Below are 12,959 nucleotides of genomic sequence, written 5' to 3' on the forward strand. Positions count from 1 at the left end.
TCTTAAGTGAACGGCATTACACCATGTTGGGGCTTTTTTATATCTGAACATTTGAAGCCACTTTAGATATTGAGCTATTTAGCGACTTTAACAACGACCAAATATACCCTCGAAAACCGACCACTAGACGACTGGTCTAATTTAACTTATAGTACCGCCCATGAACGAAAAAACGAATGACACACGCCTGCATGTTTTAGATGTTGGCTATCAACTAATAGTAAACAACGGCTTTAACGGCGTTGGCCTATCGCAATTGCTTAAAGAAGCGGACGTGCCGAAAGGGTCGTTTTACCACTACTTTAAATCTAAAGAGCAATTTGGCGAGGCGTTGATTCAACACTATTTTGAAAACTACATCACTAAGATTGAAGCAATTTTAGTACACGGTGAAGGTAATCATTATCAGCGAATCTTGAGCTATTTCTCGCTATGGGCCAAGACCGAAAACGGCACTTGTAATGCTCATAAATGCTTGGTCGTTAAACTCAGCGCGGAAGTTTCTGATCTTTCTGATCCTATGCGCCAAGCGCTATTAAAAGGTGCAGAGAAAGTGACGAATACCATCGAGCAGTGCATTGTCGGCGGTATTGCAGATGACTCCATAAAGGTAGAAGACAGCCAAGAAGCCGCTCAGAACCTATACTCAATGTGGTTAGGCGCCAGCTTATTAAGCAAACTGAGCCAGAGTTCACATAGCTTACAGTCAGCTTTGAGCCTTACCGAACGAATTTTAAAAGGTGAAAGCTAATAAGGCACAGCGCGCTTTATTGGCTTTAACTTAAAAGAAATCACCCGCCCTCTTATCAATTTGATGACGGCGGGATTTTTAGACAACAAGACTAGACGACTGGTCTAATTCTAAATATATAAAACATAAATTAAGGATATCCAATGACTCAACAAGACAATCGCCGCATCGTATTGGCTTCTCGCCCAGTTGGCGCACCAACTCAAGACAACTTCCGTTTAGAGACAGTAGCTGCGCCAAGCATCAAAGACGGCGAGATGTTACTTCGCTCAGTTTACCTTTCTCTAGACCCATACATGCGTGGTCGTATGAGCGATGCTAAATCTTACGCAGATCCCGTTGCGATTGGTGAAGTGATGGTTGGCGCAACCGTATGTCAGGTTGAAGAATCAAACCACGCTGATTACGAAATTGGCGAATGGGTACTGGCTTACACAGGTTGGCAAGATCTTGGAGTTTCTAACGGTGAAGGCCTCATCAAACTCGGCAAAGAACCAACGCACCCTTCTTACGCGCTTGGCATCATGGGTATGCCTGGATTTACCGCTTACATGGGCTTGCTTGATATCGGCCAACCTAAAGAAGGCGACACGCTAGTCGTTGCAGCAGCAACAGGTGCTGTAGGCGCAACCGTTGGACAAATCGGTAAACTAAAAGGTTGTCGTGTTATCGGCGTTGCAGGCGGTCAAGAGAAGTGCCAATACGCGAAAGAGGTTCTTGGTTTTGATGAATGTATCGATCACAAAGCTGACGACTTCGCAGAGCAATTGGCTAAAGCGTGTGACAACGGCATCGACGTTTACTTTGAAAACGTTGGCGGCAAGGTATTCGATGCAGTAATGCCTTTACTTAACACAGGTGCTCGTATTCCTGTGTGTGGCCTTATCTCTCAATACAATGCGACTTCACTGCCTGAAGGCCCAGATCGTATGTCTAGCCTGATGGGTATGCTGCTGGTTAAACGAATTAAGATGCAAGGTTTCATCATCTTTGATGACTATGCACACCGATACAACGAGTTTGCTGTTCAAATGACAGAATGGCTATCTCAAGGCAAGATGCACTATCGTGAGCACCTGGTTGAAGGTATAGAGAATGCGCCACAAGCATTCATGGGTCTATTGGAAGGTCAGAACTTCGGTAAGCTTGTAATCAAAACGAATGAAGCTAAATAAATTCAATAAACTGAACCCGTTAACTAGGTAGAATCATGATTACTTTACATCACCTGAATAAGTCGCGCTCAAAGCGCATCATCTGGCTATTGGAAGAGCTTGGGGTGGATTACCAAATCAAACCGTACCAACGCGACAGTGTCACTTTTCTTGCGCCACCAGAGCTTAAATCCATTCACCCATTGGGTAAATCTCCTGTCATTGAAGACGATGGCGTCGTGATCACTGAATCTGGAGCTATCACGGAATACCTAATCGACAAATACGGTCAGGGTAAGTTCGCACCTACACGCGGCACCGCAGACTACGTCGAGTATTCGCAATGGCTTCACTTCGCTGAGAGTTCAGGTATTTTGCCAATGTTGCTTAAGATCTTTGTGATGAAAGACGGCTGCGAAACTAACTTCCTAGGCGGTTATGCAGACGATGAAAACCAAAAGATCTTAACTTACGTGAATGATGCACTTGAAGGTAAAACCTACTTGGTTGCAGACACACTGACAGGTGCAGATTTTATGATGTCTTTCATCGTAGAAATCGTTGGTAACTTTGGTGCAACTGCGCTTTACCCGAACATCGCTAAATACGGTGAGCTTTTAACAAGCCACTCTGCTTACCAAAAAGCAGAGCAAGTAGAGCTAGAACACTCGAACTGATCGAGTTTCACTCAAACACGTGCTTGCTAGGGTAAACACAAGAAACTAAATGAAGCCAAAGCCGATTTATCTTCTGCTTTGGCTTCTCATTTGTCTTCATTTCGACAACAATACCGAACTCTAACTGAACAGCCATAGAGTTTGATCTTAATGCCAGCAAACCTCGCTCAATACACACCTCTGCACCTAGCAAACACGAATGTCGATTTAGCGCTACCGACTCGCTTTACGTTCCCGTATTACTATACGCCACACCCTGTGTGTGAACTCGCTATGTTGCAGCTTCAACAGTCACTTATCGACTGTGGTGTGAATGAAACCTCGCAAGGTAATCTCTACGCTGTGCTTCTTGTGCAGAACCCAACCACGCAAGAGTTAGGCTACCTTTCTGCGTTTTCAGGCTTGCAGTTAGACCCGGCTGTGGTCTCTCAGTTAAACAACATTCACTTTGTTCCACCAGCGTTCGATTCAAAACAGTTTCAATCTCAGAACAGTGCGAACCTTGCTCGACAGTTGCAACTCGCGGACGACATTGAAAAGCTGCAACAGTCGCACAATCTAGACACATTATTGGCCGAGCTTGAAGGGTTAAAAATCGAATCAGCAAAAGCTATCGAAGCCTTTCAGTTAGCAATGGCCGCAAACAAAGCTCAGCGTAACGAACTCAGAGAACAAGCCAATCAAGAAAAAGCATTAGGGAATCTAGAGTCAGCGGCGAATTTGCTCAAACAACTGGGCAATCAAAGTAGCCAAGAGAAACGTGACCTAAAAGCACTTCGTATTGAGTGGAAACAGAAGATCGCAGAGCGCCAATCACAAATTGATTTGATTGAAAGCGAACTGAAAAACCGTAAGCAAGATCACCAAGCAGTTTCACAACAGTTGGAAACTCAACGCCTCTCTCACTATCGCTTTATCAATCAAGCCAAGCAATCTAAGAATTTACTCGAGTTGCTCGATGGTAAAGACGCGCTTGAAGGCTCTGGTGACTGCTGCCTACCAAAGCTGCTTAACTTCGCCTTTGAACACGGGTTCAAGCCGTTAGCTTTGTCTGAATTTTGGTGGGGATTACCGCCTACAGACATCATTCGACAACACGCAAACCTCTACCCTGTTTGTCAGAGTAAAAGCTTTGAGATCCTCGAACACCAGTTAAGTGGCATAGAGCTAGAAGATAACCCGCTTATCGTGAACCCTGCGGTTGGTAAGTCTTTTAATATTGTTTATGAAGACGATGAAATCGTAGTCGTCAATAAGCCTGAAGAGTTCTTGTCGGTTCCCGGTAAGTTCATCGAAGATTCAGTTTATACCCGCATAAAAGCGCGTTACCCGGATGCGACTGGTCCTTTGATTATCCATAGGTTGGATATGTCGACGTCAGGTTTGTTGATCTTGGCGCTCACGGCGGAATCAAACAAGCATATTCAGAAGCAGTTCATTAATAGAACCGTAGAGAAACGCTACACCGCTTTGTTAGATGGCGAGATAACGGGCGAACCTGGCAATATCAGCCTTCCTTTGCGCGGCGACATCACGGACAGACCAAGACAACTGGTTTGTCACCAACACGGCCGAAATGCAGAGACCCATTGGCAAGTGGTTAGCACTCACAATGGCAAAACCAAGGTTCACTTGTACCCTAAAACAGGGCGAACCCACCAGCTGCGAGTGCACTGTGCTCATCCATTAGGGCTTGGTGTACCTATTCGTGGTGACGACTTATACGGATACAAACGCGAGCGCTTACACCTGCACGCTGGCTACTTAAAGTTGATTCACCCGACAACCGGTGAATGGATGGAGTTTGAAGTGCCTTCCGAGTTCTAAACTCTAACTTATCGAGCTAAGACTCTTATCTCACTCAATATTTGATCTCATAAAACGCATCAGGGTTCTACAACTGCTTAAGGTATAGAACCCTGATATTTAATTTTAATGTGATTATCACAGTTCATTAGCGTACTTTAGTTACTGAGTTCAATACTGCAGACGCCTAGCCCATCACATCTTTGCGCTGGTCAACACATTCGAAAGAGCCCATTTCGAACTCGCGACAGATCCATGGTCGGTTTTCGTAGATAGTACACATCAGTGTTTCTCTATCTACCGCAGAACACCAGCCGTCGTCTAAGCGCTTCATGGTTTCACCGCCCCATTCATCATAAGCGATGTGCTCTTCAGGTACGCCCGTATCTGTGATGATCATAACCTCTAAACGACAACAGCATGCCTGACAATTTGCACAGGTTACTTCGGGTTCGGTTACGTTCTTTATATCTATCGTCATAAGTGACTACACTGCTAAATTTTGCGTATAGTAATCGAAACCGCCCGCTACGGCTAATAAAGATAGTGCGGCGCGGCGTTTTCATTGATGTAGAAATAACAAAGGGCGCTGTGATTCACTCACAACACCCATAATATTTCGACTTTCAGCGCGGCTTATCGCCACAGGCTCTATTTAGAACAGGCTCGCGAAGAACAGCTTAACGTAGTCTATTAAACGTTTGAACAAACCGCCCTGTTCAACCGCTTCAAGCGCGATCAAAGGCTGAGTTTGAACATCTTCGCCATCAACGGTGTAATGAACCACACCTAGAGTTTGACCTTCTGCAATTGGCGCTTTCAGTTCAGAGTTAAGCTCGATAGATGCAGTCAGCTTTTTACTGTCTGACTTAGGCAACGTAATGAACGTGTCTTCTGCCACACCTAATTTCAATGTGTCTTGCTCACCAAACCATACCTTCTCTTCAGCCACTTGGTCGCCGCCTTTATGCGGGTTTAGTGTATCGAAGAAACGGAAACCGTAGCTCAACAGCTGTTTGCTGTCTGATTCACGGCTCTTAACGCTTGATGCGCCCATCACAACCGCGATAAGTCTCATCTCACCTTGTGTCGCTGAACTCGCCAAACTGTAGCCAGCACCAGAGGTGTAGCCCGTTTTCATGCCATCAACGGTTAAGCTTCTATCACGCAACAAGCCATTACGGTTATGTTGAGTGATGCCGTTGTAACTGAAAGAGCGTTCGCTGTATAAGCCATACACATCCGGTAAATCACGAATAATGGCACGACCGAGTAACGCGATATCGTAAGGAGTCGAATAGAGGTCGTCTGCATCCAAACCATGTGCATTGGCAAAATGGGTGTTTTCTAGCTTCAGAGAGGTAGCCCAAGAGTTCATCAGGTCAACGAATGCATCTTGTGAGCCTGCAACATGCTCTGCAATCGCAACGCTAGCATCATTACCGGATTGAATAATCAAGCCACGATAAAGATCCATCATTGCTACATCGGTGTTTACTTCGATGAACATTTTTGAAGAGTCTGGGAAGTTCTTCGCCCACGCGTTCTCACTGATTCGTACCTGATCATCAGCAGAGATGTTGCCTCGCTTCATCTCTTGACCTGCCACATAGCTGGTCATCAGTTTGGTCAAGCTTGCTGGGTTTAACTTCGTATGTGCGTTTTTTTCTACCAGCACATCACCAGAATTAAAATCAATTAACACATACCCTTTTGCGCCTAGGCTAGGTGGGCTTGGTACTATAGAAGGTGCTGCGATAGCTGCATTACTTACCATCGCGGCGTTACTTACAATGAATATACTTAATAGAGGGAGAGAGTATTTGGAAAACAGTTTCATTGAATCAAACCTAAGTTAACGTTTTGAGCAGTATAGACAAATGCTAGCAAAAGAAGCGCGAACTTTACGTTGCTTTACGTATTTGTACCATTCGTTACAAATAAAAAAGTATAATCTGCGATCTGACCATATTTTCCACAACTAATATTTACTCCACGAATGCATTCAACGCCTAATGCTATCGCTCAGGCATGCGTCTAAATAACATTTCAACAAAGCCAGTAATACGCTGTTTGCTCTCGCTTGGCTCTAAATCAGGTTGGATGCCAGACTGTGCTAATGCTTGCCATTGTACGACCTCTGAGTTAGGTACGAAAAACGCAATGTACAACGACCCTTTCTCCGCGACTTTACCTTCACCATCGTAAAATGGCACACCAGTAGATAGCTTAATCGCATCGAAGATAGACTCATCGTTCAGTTCCGATTCTTCCGCTAATCCAAAGCCTACAACAACATCACCGACACCATCCTGCTTTAACTGATAACCTTTACTTGAGAGCTGTTCTTGAATCGAATCACGCACTAAATCGGTTACCACGGTTTCGTCGTATTTTTGAGAAAGGTAAACCTTTTCTGACTCAGGGTGCCAGGAGTACGTCATCACGCCGTGTTTCATGAAACCAAAGTCACCGCTAGTGACCACACCATAATTGTGTGTGGGTGGTATTTCTTGCGTAGAGCATGCGGTCAGCCCAATAGCCATCAAAGCCAATAGTGCTGCTTTTTTTATGCTTTTTGTTGCACAAATGGATCGTTTTATCATTCGAGGCTTCCTTACCTATATAAGAATAACTATCAATTCAACCTCCAACATAAATAGTAATTATGTTAATAGAAAGGTCATTAAACGTTTGCGTAATCGCTAACCTTCACCTCTGTCTGTTTTGGGGGTTTAATCACAAAAACAGAGTTGGTATAGTTCTCCCCGTTAAACAAAACCAGACCATTCGAGGCACGGAGCTTCCTCAATCATCTCATGAAGAGAAGAATTGGTACCGACAAAGTATCGGCAAATTTAAGAGGGTCAAACAATGGAATTCAATATGGTTGAAATTTTAGGTTACGCTGCGTCTATTATGGTCGCAATTTCATTAACAATGAAAGATATCGTTCGTCTGCGTGTCCTTAACTTTATTGGCTGTGCACTCTTCACAGCATACGGCATCATGATTGACGCATGGCCAGTTGCAGCCACCAACGGCTTTATCGCTTGTGTAAACATCTACTTCCTTGCAAAAATGCAAAAGGAAAAAAAAACGGAAGCGATGAAAGCAGCGAAAGCTTAAATTAACGATTAGCCTTTCAAATAATTCTGAAAAAGCCCAAATAGAGCGATCTATTTGGGCTTTTTTGTGTTTGTCGTTCTCAAGAGCTCGATTTGTGTGAACAAAACTTTTCAATTCAATGAGGCTTTCAACCGATCACATGTAAGCAACGTGATATTCGTTCTCTCGATACGCTTGAGTGTTGTTACGTCCACTCTCTTTTGCTTGATAAAGCGCTTTGTCGGCTTTATCGATAGCGGTTTCAATGTCAGTCAGTGCTTGAGCATGGCAACAACCAGCGCTGATTGTTACTGGCGACACTAAGCCTTGAAGTTGCTCAACACATAACCGTAACGCCTCTGATAATTCGAATAACTCATGTTCATCACAATCAAACGTCACCAAAATAAACTCTTCACCGCCATAGCGTGCAATCAAACGACGACGGTTAACAAATCTCTTCAGTGATTTTGCGACCTCACAGATAAACCTATCGCCTTGAGCATGACCATATTGATCGTTCACCCGCTTGAAATGGTCAATATCCAGCAAAATGACACCGACATTTGTTAGCGGATAAGGCGACCTTTGAGTAATTTTCAGTTTTAGCTGTTCGATAAAACTCCGTCGACTAGGAAGCCCAGTAAGGTAATCGAGGCTTGCCACATCCAAGATTCTAAGATGACGATGCCGCAGGTAAAGCACCAACACGACAATAATGCTCAACAAACTTACAACCAAAGCCATCAAGCTAATAAACAATAGGCTATGATTTCGATTAAGCTCTTGCTCTAAGATACCTGCAGAAATGACCCAATTAAGATAAGGGTAAAACTTATAGAAGATTTTTTTGTTGGTCGTGCCACTATCACTGGAAATCGAGTAACTGAATTGACCTTCTGGTTTGGTGGCGATTCGATCAATAAGCAGTTCAGACGAGTAGCCTATTAAGGATTTCAATGATTTGTGCTCATAATCTGGATGAAGCACTAAGTTACCCTGCAGATCGACAATGTACACATATCCGCTATCACCAAACGCATACTTTCTAAGTTTATCTTTTAAACCTTCAAGATCGACCAAATACATCAATTCTTCTTTATAGGTCGTCGCAACCAAAGTATTACCACTCGGTAGCCTCATCGAATAAGCGACTTTGGCTCTGCGGCTTATCTCATGAGGGTTAGCGTGAAAGTACTCGATCATGCCAGAGTCAATAGTGAGCTGTTTTTGGATATGAGTAAGATGCCCACGCTTCTGACCTTGCAAGAATGGATGGTAGAGATGGACGCCTTGGGGTGACATCAAATAGATATAACCCGATTGTCCAATATGCAATTCACGGGCAATTTGGCTTACCTGTTCAACTTCTTGTTCTGGCGTGGTATGCCATACATGAGACGCAACGGTATCCGTAATTCCTTTAAGATATGTCTTTATCGCCTCATTAACTGTGGTGTCGACAATATCGTAACTCGCGTTCACAATCGTACGAAAAAACAGTTGGTTAGATTCCAACAATGACCTTTCAGTTCGATTAAATTGAAAGGCAGAAAGAATCATCGACACGACGGCGAGCGCAATTGAAAAATTAAGAATGTATTTACGTCTGACTTTCAAGATTACCCCGTAGATTTATAATTTCAGGTAACGCTGTGACTTCTCTTATATACAGACTGTTTTATATCATGTTTTTATTTTTTACTGAACGAGTGTCGATATTTTTAAGGGTTTCTATACGTAATCTGTGACTTATAACAAAAACGCCGAACTGGATTCAGTTCGGCTTTTTGATTTTACGTCTAGATTGATTACTTAATTGATACTAATTCCTGATAAATAGACTTAAAAGCATTTGTGTTTATTACCTATTACTACACTCTATTGTCTATAAATAGTTTGCTTAGCATTAAATTAAGAACAAACTTGAGTCCAGCTACCATCGCTACCCGGTTCAGAACTTGTCCACCAGTTTGCTTGGTAAACACTACCGTTGTGAACCACTTGGTCTCCTGTGTTTGCATGGCTTGGGTTACCTGCCCAATCTTTCTGAGGTAAGTCTGGGTAAACCGCTAAACCTGCCGTATCACATGTACCTGGATTGGTGCCACCATCGCCAGGGTTACCGCCACCTGAACTGATATCACCTAATGGTAGATCTGGCTGCTCGAAGCTAAACGCGTAATCAACGCCACCGACATTCACCGCGTAGTTAGCAGGGCCAGAAATTGGCAAGTAATACACCATGTCTAACTCATACACACCGCCAGCAGGAAGCTCTTCCCATGTCGGCAACGTAAACGCCACTCGGTGCATGGTTCCATCTAGTCCACCGATGTTATCCGCGCGAGTATGACCTGAAGCAATCACGGTCAAACCACCACCCGATTGATCTTTCGCGTTATCAGGTGCAGATACTGGGATATCGAATTGGAACTCAGTTCCACCCGGAAGAGCTTGCCCTGTGTTGTTCGTGAACGTGATCTTAGGGTTGATTGGGTAGTTTTGGTCACCGACTTTGAAGCCACCAACCGATACCGCGATATCTAGCGCTTCTGTTGGAATAGCACCCGTCGCTACTTTGTTTCCATATGGTGTTGCAGACTTAAACTTATCGTAGATAGCTTTCGTCATGGTGTTACCCATGTGGAACTCACCGTTACCGCTGTTACACGCTTGTTCGGTCGTATCGATAGACGTTCGGTTGCCATTCGCATCGAGAACATAACAGTTATAATCCCCTGCTAGTTCCCAGAACATAATGCCGCCGATCTCTTTGTCGATAACGTAGTCCGCTTTCACGTCGATAGACTGTTTATCTTCTGTTGAAAGGAATACGCCCTTCTCTGCGTTCCACAACCAAGGGGCAACCGCCACACTGTCGTAGTTTCTCGTGTAAGTGCCCGTTAGAACATCTGAAGGATCATTCACAGGATCAAGCTTGTAAGCTTCAGCGTAAGAGCCCCAAATACCCTTCTCTAGGTTCTTCGCGTGCCACATAGGGTTAGAACCCGCGCCCATTTCGTTACCTTTTGGATCGGTATCGTGCCACATGTTGTCGATACCAATAGCGCCATGGCCACAGTTGTTTTTCTCGCCTTCACCCGTACCCGCTGAACATTCAGATTGGTTTGGCAGTGCTGCTCGGCCCCAAAGACCATTCTCACCACCCGTTACGCCTTGCCAACCACGAGTGTAGTAAGGCACACCGATGTTAATACGGCCTGCTGGCATAGAACCACGGAAGTAATGGTAAGCCCAATCCGTGTTCAGATAACCAATACCACCGTAAGCCGCCGTGTCGTATACGTTCCACTGCGCTAGCTCTGAATCTTTACCCGTATCAAACAAGGCTGCGTTATGACCTACGTGATCGTTCCACGCACCGTGAAGGTCGTAAGACATGATGTTTACGTAATCGAGGTACTTGGTTACATCGAATGTTTCCATACCGCGTAATAGGTAACCAGAAGAAGGCGCTGCGATCGTTAACATGTAGTGATTGCCATCTTGCGCAGACGCCGCATCGAGCTTCTCACGTAGCACTTTCATCAACACTTGGTACGAAGCCCACAGGTATTGACGACGTGGTTCCATGAAGTCTTTGTCGTATGGATTACCGGCACCCGCCATTGAGGTTGGGTATTCGTAATCGATATCTAGACCATCGAACTGGTACTTACGCAGCATTTCGACCGCTGAAGTCGCGAATGTTTCGATACCTTGATGGTTGATAGAACCATCAGCATTGGTCGTCATGGTGTAGAAACCACCATCAGCCACGCGGCTGCCATCAGTCGCGAAGTGACCACCTGTTTCAGCCCAACCACCGATTGAGATTAACGTTTTCACGCCGTGTTTTTTCTTCGCTGTCGCTAATGCACCGAAGTGACCTTTGAAGCCTAATGCCGGATCAACTTCCACACCCGGCCACTCTTTACCAACCGCTGCGTTATTTGGATCGTTTACATCACCGACGTTTACTTTGCCATCTGAACCGATGCTCACGAAAGCGTAGTTAATGTGTGTGAGTTGTTCCCAAGGAATATCATTTACTAGGTAAGCAGCTTGTGGGTCATCCCCTGCACGCCAACTTGTGAAGTAACCAATGACACGACGGGGATGGTCTGCACCCATTTTCTCACGGCCTTCATCATCGTAAATTGTACAGTAAGGAACATCGACACCTTGAGTTTGATATAAGCCATCAGGGCGACATGTGCTCACTGTTGGAGCGCCGTTCACGGTCAAAGATGCCAACGCAGAATCTGCAGTCGCACCTTGGTCGTCTGTTGCTTTCGCGTAAACCGCTAAAGAACCCGCTTGAGTTGTTGTGTAATCTAACGTGTAAGGGCTCGTTGCAGCAGTGCCCACAAGAGCACCCGCTACGTAGAAATCAACCTTATCAACCGTGCCATCGCTATCTGCTGCCGTTGCTGTCAGTGTGACTACACCACCAACATCAACAGATGTCACTGAAAGTGCAACTGAAACTGTCGGTGCTTCATTCCCTGGTTGTGCTGAATCAACAGAAACAGAAACCGCACTTGCAACACTTGCTGCGCCTTCATTATCCGTTGCAACAACAGAAACCTGATGATTACCCGACGTTGCAGCCCAAGTCGCTTCGAAAGGTGCCGCTGTGACTACCGCAACAGATGCGCCATCAACAAAGAACTCAACCGAAGCCACACTGCCATCAGAATCTAGTGCTGTTGCACTCAATACAACATTATCGCCTTCAGTAATCACGTCAGAAGCAGAGGGTGCCGTTAATGAAGCCGTTGGTACTTCATTTGGCGTACCGCCACCTCCGCCACCACTACACACATCAATCTTTTTCCATTGTGCATAGTCACCCTCAAATTGGCTCGGGTTGTTATTTTGATTCCAGTAATTCGCTGAGTACGCGCTGCCGTCATGTGAAACCTGATCACCACCGGTGTACACCGTGGCGGAATCCCACGCTTCTAACGTTGAACAATCCACAGCCGCATAGCTGTTGAACGCCATTAAGCATGACGCGGTGAGAGTACTGAGTGTAAAAACCTTCTTGGCCACTCTTCCTTGGTTTAGGTGCATGTTAGCTGTCCCTTAAGTTATTGTTTCAAGATGCTTAATTTAAGTGTCATATTTCTCATCACTTAAATCTCTTCGCAAAACAACTGTAGGTAACAGTGCCAATTTAACACCTAAAATATTCGATATTTATAAAATGACTCGCATTAATTTGTTTATAGCATGCAATGAGTCGACACTTATTTTGCACGAACAACTAATATTAAATTTATTTCGGTACGCTAAAAAATATCGCCTAATTCGTATCCTTAATTACAAAACTCTATTCATATCTGCTTTATTTGTTCGTTCTGAAATTTCGTTTTAAAACTAACCAAAAGGGATTGATTTCGCCGTAGAACTGATTTCTTTTCTAAATTTGCCCACTTTTTCTTAACAATTGTG

The 12,959-nt window shown here is 44.6% G+C and carries 10 protein-coding genes; 5 read left to right on the forward strand and 5 right to left on the reverse strand.

Going from position 1 to position 12,959, the window contains the following annotated elements; genetic code table 11:
- The first annotated feature begins 160 nt into the window (after positions 1-160).
- From AB4384_RS01730 to AB4384_RS01745, 4 genes are all read left to right on the forward strand, one after another.
- Positions 161-751, forward strand: coding sequence for a TetR/AcrR family transcriptional regulator (locus tag AB4384_RS01730; RefSeq protein WP_372128758.1), 591 nt, complete (start codon positions 161-163; stop codon positions 749-751).
- A gap of 143 nt (positions 752-894) precedes the next feature.
- Positions 895-1,926, forward strand: a complete 1,032-nt coding sequence (locus tag AB4384_RS01735; protein ID WP_372128759.1) for an NADP-dependent oxidoreductase — start codon at positions 895-897, stop codon at positions 1,924-1,926.
- Between the two features lie 35 nt (positions 1,927-1,961).
- Positions 1,962-2,582, forward strand: coding sequence for a glutathione S-transferase family protein (locus tag AB4384_RS01740; protein ID WP_372128760.1), 621 nt, complete (start codon positions 1,962-1,964; stop codon positions 2,580-2,582).
- Between the two features lie 150 nt (positions 2,583-2,732).
- Positions 2,733-4,409: a pseudouridine synthase gene (locus AB4384_RS01745; RefSeq protein WP_372128761.1), complete on the forward strand. Its 1,677-nt coding sequence runs from the start codon at positions 2,733-2,735 to the stop codon at positions 4,407-4,409.
- A 166-nt stretch (positions 4,410-4,575) separates the two neighbouring features.
- Here AB4384_RS01745 and AB4384_RS01750 read toward each other — a convergent pair whose 3' ends face one another.
- The 3 genes from AB4384_RS01750 to AB4384_RS01760 all read right to left on the reverse strand — a co-directional run bounded on the left by AB4384_RS01750 (position 4,576) and on the right by AB4384_RS01760 (position 6,994).
- Positions 4,576-4,869, reverse strand: a complete 294-nt coding sequence (locus AB4384_RS01750) for a YkgJ family cysteine cluster protein (protein ID WP_080582263.1) — start codon at positions 4,867-4,869, stop codon at positions 4,576-4,578.
- Between the two features lie 174 nt (positions 4,870-5,043).
- Positions 5,044-6,228 carry a D-alanyl-D-alanine carboxypeptidase family protein gene (locus AB4384_RS01755; RefSeq protein ID WP_017064476.1) on the reverse strand — a complete coding sequence of 395 codons (1,185 nt, stop codon included), beginning with the start codon at positions 6,226-6,228 and terminating at the stop codon, positions 5,044-5,046.
- 178 nt (positions 6,229-6,406) lie between these two features.
- Positions 6,407-6,994 (reverse strand): DUF4136 domain-containing protein, encoded by a 588-nt coding sequence (locus AB4384_RS01760; RefSeq protein WP_017064475.1) that lies wholly within the window; start codon positions 6,992-6,994, stop codon positions 6,407-6,409.
- A 268-nt stretch (positions 6,995-7,262) separates the two neighbouring features.
- Here AB4384_RS01760 and AB4384_RS01765 point away from each other — a divergent pair, with 268 nt between their 5' ends.
- A complete protein-coding gene (locus tag AB4384_RS01765; RefSeq protein WP_017068159.1) occupies positions 7,263-7,517 on the forward strand; it encodes a YgjV family protein in 255 nt (84 codons plus the stop codon).
- A 135-nt stretch (positions 7,518-7,652) separates the two neighbouring features.
- Here the strand turns inward: AB4384_RS01765 and AB4384_RS01770 are convergent, their stop codons facing one another.
- Both AB4384_RS01770 and AB4384_RS01775 read right to left on the reverse strand, forming a co-directional pair.
- Entirely contained in the window at positions 7,653-9,116 is a 1,464-nt protein-coding gene (locus AB4384_RS01770) for a diguanylate cyclase domain-containing protein (RefSeq protein WP_372117299.1), read from the reverse strand.
- Between the two features lie 294 nt (positions 9,117-9,410).
- The gene (locus tag AB4384_RS01775) at positions 9,411-12,578 is read right to left on the reverse strand and encodes a chitinase C-terminal domain-containing protein (RefSeq protein ID WP_372102946.1); all 3,168 of its coding nucleotides are present in this window, start codon (positions 12,576-12,578) and stop codon (positions 9,411-9,413) included.
- Positions 12,579-12,959: the final 381 nt, after the last annotated feature.

It is taken from the genome of Vibrio sp. 10N.261.51.A4 (assembly GCF_041471945.1).
GTDB classification, from domain to species: Bacteria; Pseudomonadota; Gammaproteobacteria; order Enterobacterales; family Vibrionaceae; genus Vibrio; species Vibrio crassostreae_C.

What these genes read in the sequence shown, in the direction of transcription:
- AB4384_RS01730 (WP_372128758.1), top strand. Translation starts at nt 161, where the DNA reads ATGAACGAAAAAACGAATGACACACGCCTGCATGTTTTAGATGTTGGC.
- AB4384_RS01735 (WP_372128759.1), top strand. Translation starts at nt 895, where the DNA reads ATGACTCAACAAGACAATCGCCGCATCGTATTGGCTTCTCGCCCAGTT.
- AB4384_RS01740 (WP_372128760.1), top strand. Translation starts at nt 1,962, where the DNA reads ATGATTACTTTACATCACCTGAATAAGTCGCGCTCAAAGCGCATCATC.
- AB4384_RS01745 (WP_372128761.1), top strand. Translation starts at nt 2,733, where the DNA reads ATGCCAGCAAACCTCGCTCAATACACACCTCTGCACCTAGCAAACACG.
- AB4384_RS01750 (WP_080582263.1), bottom strand. Translation starts at nt 4,869, where the DNA reads ATGACGATAGATATAAAGAACGTAACCGAACCCGAAGTAACCTGTGCA.
- AB4384_RS01755 (WP_017064476.1), bottom strand. Translation starts at nt 6,228, where the DNA reads ATGAAACTGTTTTCCAAATACTCTCTCCCTCTATTAAGTATATTCATT.
- AB4384_RS01760 (WP_017064475.1), bottom strand. Translation starts at nt 6,994, where the DNA reads ATGATAAAACGATCCATTTGTGCAACAAAAAGCATAAAAAAAGCAGCA.
- AB4384_RS01765 (WP_017068159.1), top strand. Translation starts at nt 7,263, where the DNA reads ATGGAATTCAATATGGTTGAAATTTTAGGTTACGCTGCGTCTATTATG.
- AB4384_RS01775 (WP_372102946.1), bottom strand. Translation starts at nt 12,578, where the DNA reads ATGCACCTAAACCAAGGAAGAGTGGCCAAGAAGGTTTTTACACTCAGT.